Source organism: Phycobacter azelaicus (assembly GCF_014884385.1).
Taxonomy (GTDB): domain Bacteria; phylum Pseudomonadota; class Alphaproteobacteria; order Rhodobacterales; family Rhodobacteraceae; genus Phycobacter; species Phycobacter azelaicus.
Window position 1 is genome coordinate 19,121 of record NZ_WKFH01000002.1, and the last position, 22,550, is coordinate 41,670.

18 protein-coding genes are annotated in these 22,550 nt (G+C 61.6%); 13 read left to right on the forward strand and 5 right to left on the reverse strand.

Annotated elements, in window-relative coordinates:
* The first annotated feature begins 23 nt into the window (after positions 1–23).
* Both INS80_RS00930 and INS80_RS00935 read left to right on the forward strand, forming a co-directional pair.
* Positions 24–1,364 (forward strand): DUF4910 domain-containing protein, encoded by a 1,341-nt coding sequence (locus INS80_RS00930; RefSeq protein WP_192963752.1) that lies wholly within the window; start codon positions 24–26, stop codon positions 1,362–1,364.
* On the forward strand, positions 1,361–2,128 hold the full coding sequence (locus tag INS80_RS00935) for an AAC(3) family N-acetyltransferase (RefSeq protein WP_192963753.1): 768 nt from the start codon (positions 1,361–1,363) through the stop codon (positions 2,126–2,128). The genes INS80_RS00930 and INS80_RS00935 overlap by 4 nt, the downstream gene beginning before the upstream one ends.
* 35 nt (positions 2,129–2,163) lie before the next feature.
* Here INS80_RS00935 and INS80_RS00940 read toward each other — a convergent pair whose 3' ends face one another.
* The 3 genes from INS80_RS00940 to INS80_RS00950 all read right to left on the reverse strand — a co-directional run bounded on the left by INS80_RS00940 (position 2,164) and on the right by INS80_RS00950 (position 4,555).
* Positions 2,164–2,961, reverse strand: coding sequence for a glycosyltransferase family A protein (locus INS80_RS00940; RefSeq protein ID WP_192963754.1), 798 nt, complete (start codon positions 2,959–2,961; stop codon positions 2,164–2,166).
* Positions 2,942–3,622 (reverse strand): class I SAM-dependent methyltransferase, encoded by a 681-nt coding sequence (locus INS80_RS00945; RefSeq protein WP_192963755.1) that lies wholly within the window; start codon positions 3,620–3,622, stop codon positions 2,942–2,944. The genes INS80_RS00940 and INS80_RS00945 overlap by 20 nt, the downstream gene beginning before the upstream one ends.
* Positions 3,623–3,718: 96 nt before the next feature.
* A complete protein-coding gene (locus INS80_RS00950) occupies positions 3,719–4,555 on the reverse strand; it encodes a glycosyltransferase family 2 protein (RefSeq protein WP_369411346.1) in 837 nt (278 codons plus the stop codon).
* A 149-nt stretch (positions 4,556–4,704) separates the two neighbouring features.
* Between INS80_RS00950 and INS80_RS00955 the strand changes: the two genes are divergently transcribed.
* Positions 4,705–5,634 carry an N-acetylneuraminate synthase family protein gene (locus tag INS80_RS00955; protein WP_192963756.1) on the forward strand — a complete coding sequence of 310 codons (930 nt, stop codon included), beginning with the start codon at positions 4,705–4,707 and terminating at the stop codon, positions 5,632–5,634.
* 118 nt (positions 5,635–5,752) lie between these two features.
* On the opposite strand, the gene INS80_RS00960 is transcribed toward INS80_RS00955, so the two are convergent.
* Positions 5,753–6,595 (reverse strand): ABC transporter permease, encoded by an 843-nt coding sequence (locus INS80_RS00960; RefSeq protein ID WP_192963757.1) that lies wholly within the window; start codon positions 6,593–6,595, stop codon positions 5,753–5,755.
* 72 nt (positions 6,596–6,667) lie between these two features.
* Here INS80_RS00960 and INS80_RS00965 point away from each other — a divergent pair, with 72 nt between their 5' ends.
* From INS80_RS00965 to INS80_RS00980, 4 genes are all read left to right on the forward strand, one after another.
* Complete coding sequence (locus INS80_RS00965; RefSeq protein WP_192963758.1) at positions 6,668–7,975, forward strand: KpsE/RkpR family capsule polysaccharide export protein; 1,308 nt, start codon at positions 6,668–6,670, stop codon at positions 7,973–7,975.
* 55 nt (positions 7,976–8,030) lie between these two features.
* Entirely contained in the window at positions 8,031–8,693 is a 663-nt protein-coding gene (locus INS80_RS00970) for an ABC transporter ATP-binding protein (protein WP_192963759.1), read from the forward strand.
* A 148-nt stretch (positions 8,694–8,841) separates the two neighbouring features.
* On the forward strand, positions 8,842–11,736 hold the full coding sequence (locus INS80_RS00975; protein ID WP_192963760.1) for a calcium-binding protein: 2,895 nt from the start codon (positions 8,842–8,844) through the stop codon (positions 11,734–11,736).
* Between the two features lie 93 nt (positions 11,737–11,829).
* A complete protein-coding gene (locus tag INS80_RS00980; protein ID WP_192963761.1) occupies positions 11,830–13,074 on the forward strand; it encodes a glycosyltransferase family 4 protein in 1,245 nt (414 codons plus the stop codon).
* A 141-nt stretch (positions 13,075–13,215) separates the two neighbouring features.
* Here the strand turns inward: INS80_RS00980 and INS80_RS00985 are convergent, their stop codons facing one another.
* Entirely contained in the window at positions 13,216–14,244 is a 1,029-nt protein-coding gene (locus INS80_RS00985; RefSeq protein WP_192963762.1) for a replication initiator protein A, read from the reverse strand.
* 483 nt (positions 14,245–14,727) lie between these two features.
* On the opposite strand from INS80_RS00985, the gene INS80_RS00990 reads away from it, so the two are divergent.
* The 6 genes from INS80_RS00990 to INS80_RS01015 all read left to right on the forward strand — a co-directional run bounded on the left by INS80_RS00990 (position 14,728) and on the right by INS80_RS01015 (position 22,447).
* Positions 14,728–16,155, forward strand: coding sequence for an AAA family ATPase (locus INS80_RS00990; protein ID WP_192963763.1), 1,428 nt, complete (start codon positions 14,728–14,730; stop codon positions 16,153–16,155).
* 65 nt (positions 16,156–16,220) lie between these two features.
* Entirely contained in the window at positions 16,221–17,312 is a 1,092-nt protein-coding gene (locus tag INS80_RS00995) for a ParB/RepB/Spo0J family partition protein (RefSeq protein WP_192963764.1), read from the forward strand.
* Positions 17,313–17,713: 401 nt separating this feature from the next.
* Positions 17,714–18,832, forward strand: a complete 1,119-nt coding sequence (gene gmd, locus INS80_RS01000) for a GDP-mannose 4,6-dehydratase (protein WP_192963765.1) — start codon at positions 17,714–17,716, stop codon at positions 18,830–18,832.
* 4 nt (positions 18,833–18,836) lie between these two features.
* Positions 18,837–19,772 (forward strand): GDP-L-fucose synthase family protein, encoded by a 936-nt coding sequence (locus INS80_RS01005; protein WP_192963766.1) that lies wholly within the window; start codon positions 18,837–18,839, stop codon positions 19,770–19,772.
* Positions 19,769–20,935: a DegT/DnrJ/EryC1/StrS family aminotransferase gene (locus tag INS80_RS01010; protein WP_192963767.1), complete on the forward strand. Its 1,167-nt coding sequence runs from the start codon at positions 19,769–19,771 to the stop codon at positions 20,933–20,935. Before INS80_RS01005 ends, INS80_RS01010 begins: the two co-directional genes overlap by 4 nt.
* A gap of 63 nt (positions 20,936–20,998) precedes the next feature.
* Positions 20,999–22,447 (forward strand): mannose-1-phosphate guanylyltransferase/mannose-6-phosphate isomerase, encoded by a 1,449-nt coding sequence (locus INS80_RS01015; protein ID WP_192963782.1) that lies wholly within the window; start codon positions 20,999–21,001, stop codon positions 22,445–22,447.
* Positions 22,448–22,550: the final 103 nt, after the last annotated feature.

Consider the following 22,550-nt stretch of genomic DNA (forward strand, 5'->3'; position numbering starts at 1 on the left):
GCAGATAACGATCGGAAACCGAAATGAACGCTAACCTATCATCCCTGTTTGATCGGCTCTTCCCGATCTGCCGCTCCATTACCGGTCCCGGCCTGCGGGAAAGTCTGGAAATCTTTGCAGAACATATGCCGTTGCAAATGCATGGAGTGGCGAGCGGTACAAAAGTGCTCGACTGGACTGTTCCCCCCGAATGGTCGGTACAACATGCACGGCTCATCGGTCCGGACGGCCAGGTCATCTGTGATTTCGACGATCACAACCTTCACCTAGTGAACTATTCACAGCCGTTCCAAGGTGAGATGAGCCTCGAAGAATTGCAACCGCATCTGCACTCTCTGCCTCATCTACCGGATGCTATCCCCTATGTGACCAGCTACTATCATCCACGCTGGGGTTTTTGTCTCACTCATCGGACGCGTGAAACCCTGCCCCAAGGCACTTATAAAGTCGACATCCAGACGACACATACTCCGGGAGAAGTCAGCTTCGCCACATGCGATCTGCCGGGCGATAGCGATGAAGTGGTGCTAATCTCGTCTTATCTGTGCCACCCCAGCATGGCGAACAACGAGTTGTCAGGTCCTTTGGGGCTGCTTCGGCTCTATGAGCGCATTGCTGCATGGCCCAACCGTCGTTTCACATACCGGTTCCTGCTTTGTCCCGAAACGCTGGGTTCTATCGCCTACCTAGCACGTTTTGGAGCCGACCTGGCCCCCAAACTGCGAGGTGGCATGGTACTGACATGTCTGGGAGGACATCGCGACACCCTCAGCTTCAAGCTCTCGCGGCGTGACTGGCTGGACCGCCCCAGCACGATGGACAAACTCGCCCGCAGCATGGCTGAAACCTACCCACAGGAATTCGAACTTCGCGACTTCACCCCCACTTCGGGATCGGATGAGCGACAATTTTGTTCACCCGGATTTGATTTCCCCATGATCCAGGCAGCACGCACCGTCTACGGTCAGTTCGTGGAATATCACACCTCGGCCGATGACAAGCGCTTTATGCGCATTGAGCAGGTCGAGCGTGCTGCTGACCGGTTGGCCGAAATGTTGGAAGTCTTCGATTATGACGGTGTCGGCCTGCGCTCCCTTGCCCCTTATGGCGAACCACAGCTGGGGCGGCGTGGACTTTACCCTACGATGAACTCACCAATGAATCGCGGCTCTTCCCGTGACGGTGCAACAGACCAGCGCCAAACGCTGAACCGGCTTTTGATGACCTTGTCTTTGGCAGATGGAACACATGACCTAGTCCAGATCGCCGAGCGCATTGGATGTGGGCCGGATGCGCTTTTGCCAATTATCCGTGAGCTGCGTGCCCAGGGCATTCTGAGCCTAGATGAGGAGAACGCGCAATGACCCGCCCTTTAAATGACCTTGTCGAGAGTTGGCAGCGCGCCGGGATCGCGCCGGGCGATACGGTTCTGATTCACAGCAGTATCCGTCGAACCAGTGCGCTTGGATATTCCGCCGAAGACATCAAAACGTCTTTCCTGGAAGCGGTCGGCCCTGAAGGAACCGTCCTGTTTCCTCTGTTCAACTTCGACTTTTGCAAGGGGGTCCCCTTCGATATGCGCAGCAGCCCCTCTCATATGGGAGCGCTGACGGAAGCTGCGCGCCAAGACCCAAGGGCCATACGTACGGGGCATCCGGTTTATTCCTTTGCAGTGATCGGTGCGCATGCAGAAGTGTTCCGCGATTTGTGTAACTCAAGTGGCTATGGGACCGACAGCCCATTCGCCATGTTGCGCCGCATGCAGGGCAAGATCGCCGTGCTGGACTTGATGGGTCAGAACAGCATGACATTTTACCACCATGTCGAAGAAATTCTGGACGTGGATTATCGCTACCACAAGGCTTTCACCGCGCCCTACACGGATCACAATGGAATCGAGACCACGCGCACCTTTTCGATTTTCGTCAGAGACATTGAGCGTGGTGTGCTGACCCATGTTAATCCGATGGATGACAAATTATGGGAGCTTGGGCTCTATAGCGGTTGCAAGCCAAAGGAAGATTACGGCCTACGCGTTATCGACGCCCGCAGCCTTTTTGATGCCGTAGCCGATGTCATCAGGAAAGGACGAGCCGAAGGCCAGCTCTATCGCATCGATAGCACTTAACTCCGGGCATCGAACCAAAGATCTATGCCCAGGCTTCAGTTGCGACGTCCATTCGCCAAAACAAAGCGCACGGCCCTGCCCACCCCTCCCATTCTGCGGCGATGCTTGAGGGCGTAGGCCAGTCGCATCAGGGGCGCCCAAGGTCCGAATACTCTGGAAATCATGGCCTGGCGTGCGCGCATCAGATCGGGATCCGACCAGTTGTCGCCGGTGCTGTCATGGGGATGAGACCCCGTCACCACCGGCAGGGACATCCCGGCAAGACCCGCGCGCAGGATATCGCAGACAAAGATGTAATCCTCGGCCACGGGATAACGGGCGCCAAGACCGAATTCGGTGTCAAACCGCAGGTCCGCCGCGCGGATGGCCGCCAGGCGCACCATGAATTCCGGGGCGCAGATCCGGCCGCTGTTGAGCCGGGTCAGCCTGTGGGCGCGCGCCCGCGACGGCAGGCGTTCGGCGCGCCAGCCCGCAGCCAGGGCGAGCCCCGGATCCTGCACAAAGGCCTGCGCCAGGACCATGATCCCGACCGGATCCAGCACCTGATCATCATCGGCAAAAAGAACCAGCGGCTGATCGGCCTGCGCCAGGGCTGCATTGCGGCTGCGCGACAGCCCCCTGCCCTCAAGCGCCAGCACCCGGGTATCGACTCGTGCCTCAAGCACCTTGCGTATGCCCGGATCCGCCGCCTCGGGGCATTGCAGAAGGATCAGGTAGGTCAGGCCCGGGCGCGGCGCGGGCAGACGAATGCGGGCAAGCCCTGCGCCAAGGGTCGAGATCGCAACCGCAACCCCAAGGGGCGCGGCCCCCGGATCAGCGTTTGAGGCCGGCATAGTTCACCCGGACATTTTCACGCCAACCACCCAGGGCATCGCATTCGATGAGGTTACCGTCGCGCCCGCGCAGATCTCGGCGGCGCTCAGTAAAGTCGAAATCTGCATGCAGGCACTCAAGACCCGGAAACAGCGATTTCAGCCCTTCCGCTGAAAACCGCCAGTAATCGATCGGACAGGGATGATAGCGCCACGAAAACAGGGTGCTGTGAAAGGCGACACCGCCGGGCTTCAGCAGCCGTGTGATTTCCTGCCCCGCCAGCCAGGGCCGGTCGATATGCTCAAAGACATCAAGGCTGAAAATGAAATCATAGCTTTCATCCGGGATATGCGGACAGTGAGTGATGTCACCGACCATGACCTCGACATCGGCGCCCGGCGCATCCTTGAGATCCATCGCATGATAGGTAAAGACGGGAAAAGCCGCCTGGCGCGGATTGAGGCGACCACCGATCTCAAGCATGGTGCCCGAGGTGCAACCGACCTGCTCAAGAAGGGTTCGGGCCAGATGCTCCACCCGCTCTCCGCGGGGCAACTCTTCTTGCCAAAGTTGTTTTTCGGCCTGCGCCTGGCGCAGGGTGTCTGCCGCCGATGGGCTGACCACGCGATCCGGGTTCAAAAACCCCTGCGCGGCCGCCTTCAGCCTCTTCCCAAAGCTCATTAAAATCTCATTTTGCCATTGTTCGCGTTTTCCATGCTCGTACCCCGGATCGGGGGGGCTTGCCAATGGTCTGGCCCTCATGTGCCCTTTGAGCAGTTAGCCGCGCAGCAGGCGGCGCAGCAGATGGTTCGACAGGTACCAGCCCGCGCGCGCAGGCGAAAACCCGAGATGCGTGCGGTACATCTGCCATGTGGCCCGGATCGCGCGCCCTTTCGGAGCGCTGAGCGAATCCGGTTGAACATGATGGATCGCCAGCGGCCGGTCCAGCCCATGCGCGCGCCCGCCCTGCTCCAGCAGTTTCAACCAGAGGGCAAAGTCCTGCCGCATGCGCAGGTCCGGCATTTCAACCGTGCCGAAATGGGCCCGGTCATAAAGCGCGGTCAGGCAACCGATCACATTGCCCTTGAGCAGCTGTGCGCGATCGACCGCTGCGGGCACCCGGACCTGGCGGCGCTGTGCTCCGCGCTGGCGCCAGAAACCGGTATAGCTGAAAGATGCGCCGCTTGCCTCCATGAAGCTCAACTGAGAGGTGAGCTTTTCCGGCAGCCATTCATCATCGGCATCGAGAAAGGCAATGTAACGCCCGCGCGCCTGCGCAAGGCCGGCATTGCGCGCCGCGGCCGCGCCGCTGTTGCGCGACTGGCGCAGAACCCGGATCCTCGGGTCCGCGGCCGCCAGATCCGCGCAAAGATCCGCTGATCCGTCAGAGGAGCCATCCTCGATCAGCACCAGCTCCCAATCGGGATAGTCCTGCGCCTGAACCGAAGCCACGGCCCGCGTAAGTGTCTTTTCTGCATTGAAGACTGGCATGATCACAGAGACCAACCCGTCGACCAGATCAGACCGTGTTTGCGGCACAGGTTCGACGGGGGTGGCGGACTGGGTGCGCGCGGCGGCCAGCGGATCGGACAGGGGTGATTTATCGCCTTTCACGATCGGCCTTTCTGCGCTACCAAGACGCGATCCTGCGGCCGGCGGTCGCATTCGTTTGGGAGCCGCCCTCGCTCACGCCTAGATTGTAGCGCGGTAGAGGCGCAGGTTTCCCGGACGCCACGCATTATGTAACACATTGGGCAGATCTCATGACTGAAGCACATTCTCCGGTAAAGGTTATCGCCGAGATCGGATGCAATCACAAAGGCGAAATGGATATCGCCAAGGAACTGATCCGGGTCGCAGCGCACGTCTGCAAGGCGGATATCGCCAAGTTCCAGAAGCGCCACAACCGTGAATTGCTCACCCCCAAGCAATATGACACCCCGCACCCCAACCCGGCGAACTCCTACGGCGACACCTATGGCGCTCACCGCGAGTTCCTGGAATTTGACACCGACCAGCATAAAGAGCTGATCGACTGCTGCACGGAAAACGGCATCGCCTATTCCACCAGTGTCTGGGATCTGACCTCGGCCAAGGAAATGGCAGCGCTGAACCCGCCGCTTCTGAAAATCCCCTCGGCCACCAACCAGCACTATGACCTGCAGGGCTATCTCTGCGAGCATTACGCGGGCGAGATCCACGTCTCCACCGGCATGTCCACCGGTCAGGAAATCGGCGATCTGGTGAACTTCTACGCCGAGCGCGGCCGCGCCAAGGACCTGGTGGTCTACAGCTGCACCTCGGGCTACCCGGTGGCCTTTGAAGACATCTGCCTGTTCGAAATCCGCAACCTGATGGAGAAATTCGGCGCCACCGTCAAAGGTATCGGCTTCTCTGGTCACCACCTTGGCATTACCGCCGATGTGGCCGCCCTGGCGGTGGGCCGCACCATGGAGGCGGACGGCAAGGGCAAGTTCACCCATATCGAGCGTCACTTCACCCTGGACCGCACCTGGAAAGGCACCGACCATGCCGCCAGCCTCGAGCCCGACGGGCTGCGCCGCCTGTGCCGCGATCTGAAGAACGTGGACAAGGCCCTGGCCTACAAGGGTCAGGACATCCTGCCGGTCGAGCAGGTCCAGCGCGACAAGCTGAAATGGGTCAAGGCGGACCACGAAACCGCCGCCGAATAATCCCCCTGCCCCCGCCTCGACAGCGGGGACAGCGCATTAACAGACAGGCCGTGCTTCCAAAAGGGGCACGGCCTTTTTCATTGAGTCGCTTGCTGCCATCTCCGGGGCAAAGGCACCCTTACTTGTAAAGGATGTCCTTGCTGAACTTGCGCAGTAAAAGGATGCCGAAGAAGCCGGGGATCACCCCGAGAAGTGCCACATATATCAGCGAGATATAGCCCGGGTCGTAGGTGGAATAGAAACCCGTACGGATCAGCCCCGTCAAATGCACAAGCGGATTGAACCAGAGGATGTTCTGAACAACCATGGGCAGATCTTCGTAGATGTAGAAGACGCCGGACACCAGCATCAGGGGCCGGGTCAGCACGCCCCAGATCATCTTGTAGACCGGGAAGGAAAAACTCATGTAGGCGTTGAAGGTGCCGATCCCCACCGCCAGCAGAGTGGTCATCGCATAGGTCAAAAGGATCGGGCCGAAATCCAGGATCGCCCGGATATCCTCCACGATGAAAACCCCGGTAAAGATGATCGCCGACACCATGATCTGGGTGAGAACCGCCAGGATGCTGCGCGAGACCAATGTGTCCACATAGGTGACCCGCGGATAGGCCAGCAGCGCCTGGTTGAAGGAGATCGCCGCCCCCACGGCGGTCGAAACCTCCTGGAACATGCGCAGCACCATGAACCCGGTGGCATAAAACAGCACGAAGCTGGTCCCGAGCGAGGGCGAGCGCAGCAGAAAGGAAAAGGCAAGGGTCAAGATAACGATCATCGCCACCGGCTGCAGGATCGCCCAGATATAACCGCCCGGGCTGCGCCCGTAGGTGGTCGACATCTCACGCAGGATCAGGGCGACCACGGTGCGCAGGCCGCGGTAGCGGAGATTGGACGGCACTGCCGGGGTCATCGCGGGCGGGACACTCTGGGCCTCGGGCAGCTCTGCTATCGGGGTTTGTGTCATTAAGGCTGGTACTTTCGCACGGCTTGTGAAATCTGATAGACAGTTTTGGAAACAATCGTTTGGACCACAGGCTTGGCTGATAATCAATCAAATCCCGCCGCGTCAAAACAGGCAAGTGCTGAGACAGGCAAGACGCCCTCGAAAGCGCCCGCCAAGCCAAAGAGCAAACCGGAGGCCAAGCCAAAGGCCGCGGAGGCTCCCAAGCCTAAGCCTAAGCCGAAACCGGCTGCGAAACCACCGGCCGATCCGATCTATGCCCCGGCCCGCCCGGCCCGGCGCCAGCGGCGTCATTGGATGCTATTCCTCAGTTTCCTGGTCTGTGTGATCCTGCCCAGTTTCATCACCGGTGGCTACCTGTGGACCCGGGCGGTGGACCAGTACACCTCCAGCGTCGGCTTCACCGTGCGCCGCGAGGATACCCCATCGGCGGTGGACCTTCTGGGCGGCCTTGGAGCCTTTTCCGGCGCCAGCTCATCGGACAGTGACATCCTGTTCGAATTCATCCAGTCTCAGGAGCTGGTGGAACGGGTCGACGAAACGCTGGACCTGCACAGTCTCTACAGTCGCCACCACACCACCGATCCGGTCTTTTCCCTGGCACCGGACAGCAGCATCGAGGATCTGGTCGACTACTGGCAGCGCATGGTGCTGATCTCCTATGCGCCGGGCACCGGTCTGATCGAGTTGAAGATCCTGGCCTTCACCCCGGAAGAGGCCCGCGCCATTGCCCAAGAAATCTTCCGCGAGAGCAGCGAGATGATCAACATGCTCTCGGCCATCGCCCGCGAGGATGCCACCCGCTATGCCCGCGAAGAGCTGGACACCGCCGTCGCGCAGCTGAAGCAGGCGCGTCAGGCCCTGACCTCTTTCCGCTCGCGCACGCAGATCGTCGATCCCAGCGCCGATATCCAGATGCAGATGGGGCTTTTGAACACCCTTCAGCAGCAATTGGGCAAGGAACTCATTGATTACGACCTGCTGCTCACCTCGGTCCAGCAGGGCGACCCCCGCCTGCAGAAATCGCAACAGCGCATCGCGGCCCTGCGCGCCCGCATCGAGGCCGAGCGCGACAAATTCGGCAGCGGCCGGGAAACCGCCTCGGGCGAAGGCTATGCAACGCTGGTGGCAGAATTCGAACGGCTGATGGTGGACCGTGAGTTTGCCGAGAAGAAATACACCGGCGCCCTGTCCAACTATGATATTGCCCTCGCCCAGGCACAGCGCCAGAGCCGCTATCTGGCGGCTTATCTGCACCCCACCCTGGCCGAAAGCGCAGAATACCCCCGCCGCCCGCTGCTGATGGGGCTGACCGTATTGTTCCTGCTCATCGCCTGGAGCACCTCGGCCCTGATCTACTACTCGCTTCGGGACAGGCGTTAATTGCGGACGGGCGTTGATTGAGGACGGGCGCTAACCGGCGGGAAGAGGGCTGAGCATGATCACGCTGGAAAATCTGACCAAGAGTTTTCCCACCCCCAACGGGCGCAAATTCGTGGCCCGCAACGTCAACCTGACCATCCCAAAGGGCAAGTCGCTGGCCCTGCTGGGGCGCAACGGGGCGGGCAAATCCACCATGTTGCAGATGATCTCGGGCACGATGAACCCGGATTCGGGGCGCATCATCTCCTCGGGAAATGTCTCCTTTCCAGTGGGGTTCGCGGGCTCGTTTCACCGCGATCTGACCGGCGCTCAGAATGCCCGTTTCGTGGCCCGCATCTATGGTGTGGACACCGATGATCTGCTGGATTTCGTCGCCGATTTCGCGGCTCTCGGCGGCCATCTGCACATGCCGGTGCGCAGCTATTCCTCAGGCATGCGCTCACGCCTGGCCTTCGGCATCTCCATGGCACTGAAGTTTGACACCTACCTGGTGGACGAGGTGACCTCGGTCGGAGACAGCGCCTTTCGCCGCAAAAGCGCGGCCATCTTCAAGGCGCGGATGAAAGAATCAAATGCCATCGTGGTCACCCATTCGCTGATCGAGGTGCGCAATCTCTGCAATGCCGGCGCGGTGCTGGAAAATGGCGAGGTGACCTATTTCGACGACGTCGAAGAAGCCATCGCCCTGCATGTGAGCAATATGAAAAAGGCAAAATGATCCCGGAACACCCCCGGTTTGTTCGCATCATTGGCCCCAAAATAGAAACAATCCTAAACATAATTGACGATTGGGCTGCGCGCGGCTCCACCCGGGGTTAACCCCTGCCCGCCACCTTGGCCGTGAGCAATCACAGGTCAGAATGTCCATGTCACGGTTTTCGGTTTTGGGGCGCGCGGCCCTTCCTTCTCAGTATCACAGCGCCACGGCGCCGGTTCTTGTCAGCGGACAGGGCGCGGCCCTTCTGGAACTGCATGCCGGGCGCGGCAGCGCGGTTCACCTCTTTGATCTTGTCGGCGGGCGCCTGCAGTTGCAGAGCACCCAACAGTCCAGCGGCGAGGCGGCCGCGATCCGCATCCGCAACACGGTCTTTGCCCTGGAAGAGGCGGCGCTGGAGCGGCTTGTGGACCGGGGCGATCAGGGCAGCCTTGGGATCAGCCGGTCCGAGGCCTTTTATTCCGGCCAGTCGGGCTTTGCCGGGGATCTGGCTGCGGTGCTCTCGGCTCCGGTCGCGGGGCGTCAGATCCTGATCGGGGCCGGCGCCGGGCAACAGGGGCTGCAAAGCTTTGAGCGACTGGGCGATGGCAGCCTGCGCCCGCTGCAATGGCTGGGCGACAGCAGCCGGATCTATGCGCGGGATGTCTCGGCCATGGCCAGCCTTGAGCAGGGCGGCACGCGCTATGTGTTCAGCGCCGCCCAGGGCGAATCCGGCATCAGCAGCTTTGCCCTTGGTCAGGGCGGACAACTGACCCTGCGCAGCAGCCTGGGTGCCGCCGAAGGGGTGGGCATGGCCCAGCCAAGCGCGCTGCTGGCGCTTGAGGTCGGTGGGCAGGCGATGCTGCTGGCGGGCGCGGCCGGATCCGGCAGTATCACGGTGATGGCGGTGGCTGCAGATGGCCGCCTGTCTGTGCTTGACCATGTGAGCGACACGCTGGAGACCCGGTTTGGCGGGGTACAGGTGCTGGAAAGCTTTACCCATGCAGGCTGGACCTATGTGGTGGCGGGCGGCAGCGATGACGGGCTGACCCTCTTTGCCCTCTTGCCCGGTGGCCGTCTGATGGTGCTGGACAGTATCGCCGACAACAGCAGCCTCAGCCTGAGCAACGTCAATGGTCTTGCCCTGTCGCTGGTGGGGGGCACGCTACATGTCTTTGCCACCTCCGAAAGCGAGCCCGGCGTCAGCCACCTGCGCATCGACATCGCCCAAAGCGGTGCCATCACCACGGGCAGCGGCAGCCAGCTACGCGGCAGCGCGCGGGACGATATCCTCATCGCCGGTGCAGCGCAGCAGCAGCTCTACGGGGGCGATGGCGCCGATGTCTTCGTACTCTCCGGCAGCCGCAACAGCAGCGCGACCGTGCTGGATTTTTCCCCGTCCGAGGATCGTATCGATCTGGAAAACTGGGCTGGTCTCACCTCGGTGGATCAACTGCAGATCAGCGCCCGCACCGATGGTGCCCTGCTCACCTACCGGGGGCACGAGCTGCGTCTGATCACGCAGGACGGCAGCAGCCTGTCCTATGAGGATTTCATCCGCTCCGACCTTCTGGGCCTCTACCGTCCGCCTCTGGCCAGCGACACCCCGGTGCAGATCCGCGGAAACGACAGCGCCGAACAGCTGGTGGGCGCGGACGGCAATGACAGCCTGCGCGGGATGGGCGGTGCCGACACGCTGTTTGGCCAGAATGGGCAGGACAGTCTTTGGGGCGGCACCGGCGCGGACAGCCTGTATGGTGGCAGCGGTCAGGACAGACTTTATGGAGAGGATGACAACGACCGCCTTTACGGCGAAGACGGCCATGACCAGCTGTTTGGCGGCACCGGCAGCGACAGTCTTTATGGTGGTCTGGGCGAGGATCTGCTCGAGGGGGGCACAGGCGCTGACCGGGCCTGGGGCGGAACAGGCAATGACAGCTTAAGCGGCGGTGAGGGCAATGATCAGCTATACGGTGAAGCTGGCAACGACCGGCTTTATGGGGAGGACGGCAACGACACGCTGACAGGTGGCGTCGGCAACGATCACCTGAACGGCGGCAGCGGCCAGGACCGGATGGAGGGCGGCGCGGGGGCGGACAGCCTTTATGGGGGAAGTGACAATGACAGGATGTACGGTGGCGACGGCTCCGACCGGATCGATGGTGGAGACAGCAACGACAGTCTCTATGGCGGGGCTGGGGAGGATCTGCTGGAGGGGCGCACCGGGGCCGATCGGATCTGGGGCGAGGCAGGAAACGACAGCCTGAGCGGCGCCAGCTCGACCGATCAGCTGTTTGGCGGCGCGGGCAATGACAGCCTGCTGGGCGGCACCGGCGATGACACGCTTTATGGTGGCGCGGGCAATGACACCATCTTCGGCAACACCGCGCTCGATACGATCTACGGCGAGGCGGGGGATGACTACATCAGCTCGGGCGACGGGGTGGATTTTGTCGATGGCGGCGCGGGCAATGACACGATCTATGGCCGCTCGGGCTGGGACAGCCTTTATGGCGGGGACGACAACGATACGCTTTTTGGCTCCGAAGGGGATGACCTGCTGGCCGGGGGGCGCGGCAATGACCGGATCGAGGCCGGCTCGGCCTGGGACCGGCTTTTTGGCAACTCGGGCAATGACACGCTTTATGGCAATTTCGGCTCTGACTGGATCTCCGGCGGCAGCGGCGAGGATGCGCTTTTTGGTGGCACCGGCGATGATACGCTGAAAGGGGGCAGCGGCGAGGATCGCCTGCTGGGGAACCAGGGGGTCGATGTTCTGGAAGGGGGGCCCGGCGATGATACCCTGCGCGGCGGCACCCTGGCGGATACCTTCATCTTCGACAGGGGCTGTGACCGCGATCTGCTGCTGGATTACGAAGTGGACCGCGACACCCTGCGATTTTCGACCGATCTGGTCGGAGCGAACCAGACGGGCCAAAGCGTGCTCAATCGCTTTGCCTCATTTGATCCCGACGGGGTGCGCTTTGATTTCGGAGAGGGCGATACGCTGTTCATGCGCGGTTTAACCGATGTCACCGGGCTGCATGGCACGATAGAGATTTTCTAAAGCCCCGCAGGTCTGCCCCCCTCGCCTTGCACTTTGCCCCCATACCCGGCAAGCATGAGCCAGGCAAACAGGCAAAGGCGCGTCGACCCCGTCATGAAACTTCTCTTTGTGCACCAGAACATGCCCGGTCAGTACCGCGAAATCCTGATGTGGCTGGCCGCGCAGGGTGAACACGACCTGGCCTTTCTGACCCAGCGCCAGGATGTGCAGATCAAGGGGGTGCGCCGGATCAGCTACCGCCCGCATCATAAGGCCGGCAAGGATGCCTACGGGCTGTCAAAGGACTGGGAAACCGCCGCTGGCGCAGGCCTTGGCGCCGCCCTCGCCCTGCGCGCGCTGGAAAAGAGCGACGGCTATCGCCCCGATATCATCATCGGTCATACCGGCTGGGGAGAGCTTCTGTTCATGAAGGAGATCTGGTCGGATGTGCCGGTGATCGGCTTTTTTGAATATTTCTACCGCACCTCGGGGGGGCTGGTGGGCTTTGACCCCGAGACCCCGCCCAACGATCAGGCCGGCTTTTTTGCCAAGGCGCGCAACACGGTGCCCTATGCCAGCATCGAAAGCGTCGATCTGGGGCATGCGCCGACCTATTGGCAGCGCGACCGGTTCCCCGCCTCCTTTCATGATCGCATGTATGTCTGCCATGACGGCATCCGCACCGACCGGCTGACCCCCGATCCGGGTGCCTCGATCTCGCTCGGGCGGCTGGGGCGTGCGCTGACGCGGCAAGATGAGGTGATCACCTATGTGGCGCGCAACATGGAGCGGGCGCGCGGCTTTCACATCATGATGCGCGCCCTGCCCCGGATCCTTGAGGCCCGCCCCGAGGCGCGGATCCTGATGATCGGCGGAAACGAGACCTCCTATGGCGCCGAAAGCAAGCATCCCGGCGGCCTGCGCGGCGAAATGGAAGAGGAGTTGGGCGACAGCATCGATTGGAGCCGGGTGCATTTCCTTGGCAAGGTGCCCTATGACGATCTGTGCCGCATCATCCGCATCAGCCGCTGCCATATCTACCTGACCATGCCCTTCGTGCTCAGCTGGTCCTTGCTGGAGGCGATGTCGATGCAGGCCACGGTAGTGGCCGCCGATGTGGATCCGGTGCGCGAGGCGGTAACCCATGGGGAAACCGGCATGCTGGTGGATTTCTTTGACCCCAAAGCCCTGGCCGATCAGGTGGTGGATGTGCTGGCGCGCCCTGATGCCTATGCCCACCTTGGCCCCAATGCCCGCGCCCATGTGGTGGAGACCTATGATTTCCTAACCCGCTGCCTGCCGGAACATATCGCCCGGATCAACGCACTGGTGCCTTCTGACAAGCGTATCCAGATCTGACCCCTGCCCCCATTGAAGCCCGCAAATGTTTCGCGCGCGAAACATTTGGACCCGGTCACCTGACATGGGAAATGCTCTGAAAAGCTGAAAACAGCCTGCTTAGAGCCTATTTTCAGCTGTCCTGTTTCAATTTCTCAGATTTCAATTTCTCTGAGACCGCTTTTTCACCCAGCCAAGGAAAGCAGCATCGGCCTGGCGCAGGCGCGGGCTGCCCGAGCGGGCCCACATGGCGCGCCAGTCGGCCTCCAGCGCGTAGACATCAGCGCCGGGCATCAGATCACGCGCCGCCTCCAGCGTCTGGGGTTTCAGCATGGGCGCGCCCGCATCCATGCTGCTCACCACGGCGTTTTTCTGGGAAAACCGGATCAGATCGCCGGGCAGCTCTTCCAGCGTGTAATCGGGCAAGGGCTGCGCTGCGATCATGTCGCGCAGCATCTTGCGAAAGACCCGGCGCGGGCTGGCGGAGCCCGATTTCTTGAGGAGGGTCTCAACCGAAATCTGCCAGCTGGCTTGTCGGCCGCAGTGTTTGCGCGCCAGCTCATAGATCCGCCGCTCAAGAGGCTTTCTCAGGCGAAAGTAATCGCGGGAAAGGGTCAGCACCGATTTCGACAGCACCGCACGATAGAGCCAGTCACTGAGCGTGACGGCGACGCTGACCATGCGCCCACCGCGAGCCTTCCTCACGATCTCCCAGCGCTCGATCAGCCCAAAGCCTGAGGTGACCTCCTGCCCGCCGGTCACGATATTCGTGGTGATACGAGTGCCGGCCAGACGTTCAAAAGCCTCGCGCAGACGCCGGTAGGCATCCCCGCTGGTTTCGCGATTGGTCGCCACCAGAAGGTCGTGCGCCTTGAGGTGCAGCGTGCGGCTGACCTGGCGGCCCGCGTTCAAGGCCGCCATCAGCTGGCTGATGCAGAAGATCAGGATGTCCTTGTCGTGGATCGTCGCCAGCCCCTTGACGCTGGGGGTGACGGTGATCTCGGCGCCATTGTGTTCATAGGACAGGATGCGCCGGTCGGGCCGGGTGCCGAGCGAGAACAGCGGATGCTCCATCGAGGCCAGATCGTTCTTGGGGATCGCATCGAAAATATCGCAGAGAAAGAACTCCCCCTGCCCTTCGGGGGGATAGGCCCCCGCTGTCAGACCGCCGCCGGTCACCCCTGTCGCCATTGCTCTTCTGCCTGTCCTTCATCCCCCAGTTGTTCAAAGGGCGTCTTCAGCGCGCCCGCCCAGGGTGACTCGGTTTCGTGGTTTTGATTACGCTCACCCTAAAGTTATCCACATCGTCTCGCAACGGGGTTCCGGAATCGCTTCTTCGGGGGTTTGGAGTCATTTCATCGGGGTTTCAGAGTCACTAAGGTCCAAAATCTGCATCTGATCGCCAATGAAAAAAGGGCTTTGCAGGAAAACTCAATCTCCCTTAACTATAATATAACTCATAAATAACAGGGCAGAAAATTTTCAGGCCCTCAAAACAGCCCGATTTCCCCGATCGCAAACAGCGGATTTGCTTAGAAAAATCCAAAGAGGTGCGCATAATGCTTCCATGTGCGCTGTTTTTTGCTATCTTGTCAAAAAGGCAGCACATCAGGCCGAAGCTACCCTAAAACGGCTGGGATCGTTGCTGAAGAACAGGAAGGCAGGCGATCTCCTATGGCACGAGATATCCACAGAAAAGACGCAGCGCGCAAAGAGACAGGCCGAGGCGCGGATCTGCCCCCCTATTTCAATATCGACCCCGATGCGGCTCTGGCAGATCTTGATGCCCCCACCAGCACCGAAGGGTTTGCGGCCATCGCAGAGGGCTGCGCCCGGGGCCGCGCCGATCTGGCAAGCCGGGGATTGAACGAGGAAGGGCGCAAAAGCTTACGCCTGTTTTCCACCTGGGAAATCACCCGCTACCTGATCCCCGTCGCCCAGGCCCATTTCCGCCGGGTGCTGAAGGCCAACCCCGAGCTGCCGCAGGGGCGTTCGGAAACCGAAGGCGGCGCCAAATGGTTCACCCTCGACGAGGTGCTGACCCTGCGGGCCCATTTCGCGGCGCAAGGATCAAAGGCCAAGGATTACATCCCCTACCGCCCCAAAGGACTGCCCGCCAAGATGGTTGCCGTGGCCAATTTCAAGGGTGGTGTGGGCAAGACCTCCACCGCCGCGCATCTGGCCATGTCGGCGGCATTGGATGGCTACAAGGTGCTGGTCATTGATCTCGATAGCCAGGGATCGATGACCTCGATCTTTGGTGGCCGGGTCGAAGACGAATGGCAGACCGCCTTTCCGCTCTTGGCCCGCCACTACGGCGAACACCTGCGGGTAGAAAACCAGCGCCGCCTGGACCGGGGCGATGCACCCCAGCCGCTGGACGACAGCCTGACCGCGGCGATGGAGATGACGGCCGCCGATGTGATCCAGCCCACCCATTGGCCCAATATCGACCTTATCGGCGCTCAGCTGAACCTTTATTGGGCCGAGTTCCAGATCCCGGTCTGGCGCATGGCGGCGCGCTCCTGGAAGCTCTGGGATGCGCTCACCGACCGGCTGGAAGAGGACGGCGTGCTGGACCAGTATGACGTGATCTTCATCGATACCCCGCCGGCTCTTGGCTATCTCACCATCAACGGGCTGTCGGCCGCCGACATCCTTCTGGTGCCCATGGGGGCGTCCTTCCTGGAGTTCGACAGTACGGGGCGGTTCTTCGACATGCTGCATTCCACCTTTGCCAGCATCGAGGAGGGCGAGAACCTCGCCGCCCGCGCCCTGGGCCGCCCCGAGATGGGCTTTGAATGGGATGCGGTGCGCGCGGTGATCACCCGCTACGACAGCGCCCAGCAGGGGGAGCTGGCGGCGCTGATGCAGGCTTATATGGGGCCGGTGCTCTCCCCTCATAAACAGGATTTCACCGCCCTCATAGGTCAGGCCGGCGAGCAGGTCAGTGGCATCTACGAGGCCGACTATCGCGATTTCAACCGCGAGACTTATGCGCGCGGGCGCGAAACATTTGATGAGACCTATGCCGCCTTCAAACGGCTGCTCATTGGCTGCTGGCGCCGCGCCGAGGTGCAGATGCAGAGCGCGGCCGAGTAAGGCCCCGGCAGGGATGATGGCGCAGGCTGCGCGCCCAAAGGAGACAGCCAGAAGGAGATGGGCAGATGGCCAAACGCAAACGACTGATGCCAGCACAGACCACCTATCTGTCCGGCGCGCCGGAAGGTAAATCCGCCCTTGGCGGGCCGATGTCCGTGGGGGCTGCTCCGATTGCGCAGGTCGCTTCCGAGGCGGCCTCGACCGCTGCCCTGCGGGAGCTGTCCGATGTGCTGGAGACCGCCCGCGCCAAGGGGCTGATGATCGAAGAGGTGCCGCTTTCGGCCATCGATGAGACCCACCTCGTGCGCGACCGGATCGAACAGGATGCCGAGGAAATGGAGGCTCTGGTTGAATCCTTACGCGCCCGCGGCCAGCAGACCCCGATCGAACTGGTGCCGCTGGAAGGCCGCCCGGATGGGCGCAGCCACGGTCTGATTTCGGGTTGGCGCCGCCTTGGCGCGCTAAAGCGGCTCTATGCCGAGACATCAGATCCTAAATTCGCCACGGTCAAGGCGCTGATCATCCGCCCCGATACGGCGCAGGATGCCTATATCGCCATGGTCGAAGAAAATGAGATCCGGGTGAACCTGTCCCATTATGAACGCGCGCGCATCGCGGTGCGGGCGATGAAGGAAGAGGTGTTTCCGACTCTGAAAAAGGCGCTGCAGAGTCTCTTTGCCAATGTGCCGCGCGCCAAGCGTTCCAAGATCCGCAGCTTCGTGACGCTGGTGGAAGAGTTGGATGCAGTGCTCTTCTATCCCACTGCCATCAGTGAAAAGCTGGGCCTCGCCCTGGTGCGGGCCATGGCAGAGGATGAAGGGTTTGCCGAACGGCTGCGCGCCGCCCTGCAAGCCGCGCCGCGCCAGACCCCCGCCGAGGAGGTTGAAATCCTCAATCGGGTGCTGAGCGAGGGGCAGGTTGAAGAGCCTTCTTCGACCCTAAAGGCACCATCAGAGCCGCAAAAGCCGCAGGATGCCGCCCTACCCCGCCCCAGCATCCGAACCCCTGGGGCGCCCGCGTCCGAGCGGGTTACAGTGCAGGCCGCCGCCGGCGTGCGCCTTGGCTTTTCGCAAGCTCAGAACCGGATCGAGCTGACCGGGGAGGGCGTCAATGCCGAGCTGATGGCCGCCCTGAAAGACTGGCTCAAGCATCGCTGACGCTGGGCATCATGACTGCAATATTCGACCCTAAAGGTACCTTTAGGGTCTTTTTCTTTGCTGTGCTCAGTCTCCCAAATGTTTCGCGCGCGAAACATTTGAGGGCCGCCTTGCCTCTTTTGTGTGGCCTCGCCATCCGGCCTGAACGCGGGGAATTCCACCTGCGCCGCGTGTGGTGGCGCTCGCAATCCGCGCCTCGGGAGGGTGCGGAAAATGTTTCGCGCGCGAAACATTTGAGCGTTCGGGCTGTGGGCATGATCCGGCTTGGATTTCGCCTGCGCGCAGGGATTTTGGGCTGTGCACTGGACTTGCCCCGGTTCTTTGGTCAGAACGGATAATCAAAGGATTCAATGCGCCGCCGCCCTCGCGACCGAAGGGCCCGTGGCAGAGAGGAATAGCAGATGAAGAAGGCCTTGATCACGGGTGTCACGGGTCAGGATGGATCGTATCTTGCGGAGTTTCTGCTGGAGAAAGGATACGAGGTGCATGGCATCAAACGCCGGGCCTCGCTGTTCAATACCGACCGGATCGATCACATCTTTGAGGATCCCCACACGGACAATGCGCGTTTCAAACTGCATTACGGCGATCTGACCGACAGCTCCAACCTGACCCGGATCCTGTCGGAAGTGCAGCCCGATGAGGTCTATAACCTTGGTGCCCAGTCCCATGTGGCCGTCTCTTTCGAGGCGCCGGAATATACCGCCGATGTGGATGCCATGGGCACCCTGCGCCTGCTCGAAGCGATCCGCTTCCTGGGGCTGGAAAAGAAGACCCGTTTCTACCAGGCGTCTACGTCCGAACTTTACGGGTTGGTGCAGGAAATCCCGCAAACCGAAACCACGCCTTTCCATCCGCGCTCCCCTTATGCGGTGGCCAAGATGTACGCCTATTGGATCACGGTGAACTACCGCGAGGCCTACGGGATCTATGCCTGCAACGGCATCCTGTTCAATCACGAGAGCCCGCGCCGCGGCGAGACCTTCGTGACGCGCAAGATCACCCGCGGTCTGGCCAATATCGCGCAAGGGCTGGAGCCCTGTCTTTACATGGGCAATATTGATGCGCTGCGCGACTGGGGCCATGCCAAGGACTATGTGCGCATGCAGTGGATGATGCTGCAGCAGGAGGCGCCGGAAGATTTCGTGATCGCCACCGGCGTGCAATATTCGGTACGCCAGTTCATCGAATGGAGCGCGGCCGAGCTGGGCATCACCCTGGAATTCTCCGGGGAAGGTGTTGATGAGATCGCCACCGTGGCTGCTGTCGCGGGCGACAAGGCGCCGGCGCTGAAGGTGGGGGATGTGATCCTGCGTATCGATCCGCGCTACTTCCGCCCCGCCGAGGTCGAGACGCTCTTGGGCGATCCGGCCAAGGCCAAGGCGAAACTGGGCTGGGTGCCGGAAATCACCGTGCAGGAAATGTGCGCCGAGATGGTCCGCGAGGATCTGAAGGCGGCGCAGCGCTCCCGTGTGCTGATGGAGCACGGCTATGACACGCCGGTCGCCCGCGAGGACTGAGGGCATGAGTGCAAAACCACGTCTGTTCCTCACTGGCGGCGGTGGCATGGTGGGGCGCAATATCCAGGATCATGCGGCGGCTGCCGACTGGGAGATCCTGGCGCCGCGCAGCGGCGAGCTGGACCTGACGGATGCGGGCGCGGTGGCTGCCTATCTGGAGGCGCACAAGCCCGATCTGGTCATCCACGCGGCGGGGCGTGTGGGCGGCATTCAGGCCAATATGGCCAATCCGGTGGCTTTCCTTGATGAAAACCTGCGCATGGGGCGCAATGTCATCATGGGCGCGCGGGCGGCGGGCGTCACCCGGCTGATCAATCTGGCCTCCACCTGCATGTACCCGCGTGAAGGTGAAAATCCCTTGCGCGAGGAGAGCATCCTCACCGGCGCGCTGGAGCCCACCAACGAAGGCTATGCCCTGGCCAAGATCATGGCCATGCGCCTGTGCGACTATATCCGGCAAGAGGATCCCGTGGCGCTTTATAAGACGCTGATCCCCTGCAACCTTTATGGCGCCTACGACAAGTTCGACCCCAAGCATTCGCATCTGTTGCCGGCCATCATCCACAAGGTGCATCAGGCGATGAAGACGGGCGCGGCTGAGGTCGAGATCTGGGGTGACGGCACCGCGCGGCGTGAATTCATGTTCGCCGCTGATCTGGCCGATGCCATCTGGAAGGCGGCGGGCGATCTTGAAACCCTTCCCGGCGCGATGAACATCGGTCTGGGCCACGATCATTCGATCAACGACTATTACGCCACGGTGGCCGATGTGATCGGCTGGCAAGGGTCTTTTACCCATGATCTGAGCAAACCCGTCGGCATGAAACAAAAGCTATGCTCGACCGAGCGGCAGACCGCCTGGGGCTGGCAGGCGCCGACCTCGTTGCGCGACGGCATCGCGCAGACCTATCGCTATTACCTGGAAAGCGGACACGCATGACATTCAAGTACCCTCTTGCCACCTCCTCCTGGGATCAGGCGGAACAGGATGCGCTGCAGCGCGTGATCGCCTCGGACATGTTCTCCATGGGTCCCGAGGTGCGCACCTATGAAGACCAGTTCGCCGCCCAGTTCGGCAGTAAATACGCCGTCATGGTCAATTCGGGCTCCTCGGCGAACCTGTTGATGACGGCGGCGCTGTGTTTCACCAAGAATCCCGATCTGAAACTGGAGCGCGGCGACGAGATCATCGTGCCGGCGGTCAGCTGGTCCACCACCTATTACCCCTTGGGCCAGTATGGCCTCAGGATGAAGTTCGTCGACATCGACCGCGAGACGTTGAACTACGATCTGGCGGCGCTTGAGGCGGCCATCACCGATCAGACCCGCGCCATCATGGTGGTGAACCTTCTGGGAAATCCAAATGATTTTGACGCCATCAAAGCGCTGATCGGCGATCGCAAGATCGTCATGATCGAGGACAATTGCGAATCCATGGGCGCCACATACGGCGGCAAGGAGGCCGGCACCTTCGGCGTCATGGGCACGTTTTCCTCCTTCTTCTCGCATCATATCTCCACCATGGAAGGGGGCATGGTGGTCACCGATGACGAGGAGCTGTACCACGTCATGCTGAGCTTGCGCGCCCATGGCTGGACCCGCAACCTGCCGAAATTCAACCATGTCACCGGCGAGAAATCGGATGATCCTTTCGAGGAAAGCTTCCGCTTCGTGCTGCCGGGCTACAACCTGCGCCCGCTGGAGATGTCCGGCGCGCTGGGGCAGGAGCAGCTGAAAAAACTGCCGGGCCTGATCGAGGGGCGCCGCGCCAACGGGGCATTGGTGCAGGAAAAGCTGTCGGATCATCCCAAGTTCATGATCCAGCGCGAGATCGGCAACTCAAGCTGGTTCGGCTTTTCGCTGGTGATCCGCGACGGCGCCGATCTGCCCCGCGCCGATCTGGTGAAACAACTGGCAGCAGCCGGGTTCGAATGCCGTCCCATCGTGGCGGGCAATTTCGCGAAGAACGAAGTGATGAAATATTTCGACTATGACATTCACGGGACCCTGACCAATGCCGATTACATTGATGCCCACGGGCTGTTTGTCGGCAACCACCACTATCCGATCCCCGAGGCGGTAGAGGCTCTGGCGGCGCTCTGAGGGGCGCTGCGGCACAAAAGCGAGCCGGGGCAGCAAAGGAATTGAGGCATGAGTGCAGGTGCAATGATCACTCCGGTTCTGCTCTGTGGTGGCTCCGGTACCCGGCTGTGGCCCTTGTCGCGCAAGAGCTACCCCAAGCAATTTGTGCCCCTGCTGGGCGAAGAGACCCTGTTCCAGGCTTCGGCCCGGCGTTTGTCGGGGGCGGATTATGCGGCCCCCATGGTACTGACCAATTCCGACTTCCGCTTTATCGTGACCGAGCAGCTGTCCGCCGCGGGCATCGACCCCGGCGCGGTGCTGATCGAGCCTGCGGGGCGCAACACGGCCCCTGCGGTGCTGGCTGCGGCTCTATACCTAGAGAAAACCGACCCCGAGGGGCTGATGCTGGTGGCGCCTTCGGATCACGTGGTGCCCGATGCCGAAGCGTTCCGCGCCGCCGTGGCAGCGGGGCAGGGGGCGGCGGCTGCGGGCCAGATCGTGACCTTCGGCATCAAGCCCACCCATGCGGAAACCGGCTATGGATATCTGGAGCTGGACGGGGATCCCCTTCAATTTACACCGGATTTCACCCCCCACGCGATCGGCCTGAGACGGTTTGTCGAAAAACCGGGGGTGGCCCGCGCCGAAGAGATGCTGGCCTCGGGCCAGTTCCTGTGGAATGCGGGTATCTTCCTGTTTTCCGTGAAGACCATTCTGGACGCCTTCCGCGCCCATGCGCCGGATCTGCTTGACCCTGTGCGTGCTGCGATCACCCAAGGGGCGCCGGATCTTGGCTTCTTCCGGCTCGACCCCGGCGCCTGGGAGGGCTGTCCGGCGATTTCGATCGACTATGCGGTGATGGAGAAGGCAGACAACCTGACCGCCGTACCTTTTGCGGCCGGCTGGTCCGATCTGGGCGGCTGGGATGCGGTCTGGCGCGAGGCCGGCCCGGATGAAAGCGGCGTTGTCACCTCGGGGCCGGCCACCGCGATCGACTGCGAGAACAGCCTGATCCGCTCCGAGGACGAAGGCCTTGAGGTGGTGGGCATCGGTCTCAAGGACGTGATTGCCGTGGCCATGCCCGATGCGGTGCTGGTGGCCGATACCAGCCGCGCGCAGGACGTCAAACAGGCGGTTGCGGCGCTCAAGGCCAAGTCTGCCCATCAGGCCGAGGCCTTTCCCAAGGATCACCGCCCCTGGGGCTGGTTCGAAAGCCTGGTGATGGGGGAGCGCTTCCAGGTGAAGCGCATCCACGTGCACCCTGGCGCGGCGTTGTCGCTGCAGTCGCATCACCATAGATCAGAGCATTGGATCGTGGTCGAAGGCACTGCCAAGGTCACCGTCGACGACGAGGTCACACTCGTGACCGAGAACCAGTCGGTCTATATCCCGCTTGGCGCGGTGCACCGGCTGGAGAACCCCGGCAAGGTCCCGATGGTGCTGATCGAGGTGCAGACCGGCAGCTACCTGGGCGAGGATGACATCATCCGCCATGAGGACCTTTACGCGCGGGGGCAGGGGGCCAGGGGCTAACCCGGCCACTGTCTTGAAAGGGCGACCGTTGAAAGAGGCGTTTTTCGCCTGCCTGATCGTGGTTTAGCGATCGGGGGCGACGAGCCATGTAAATTGTCTGCAA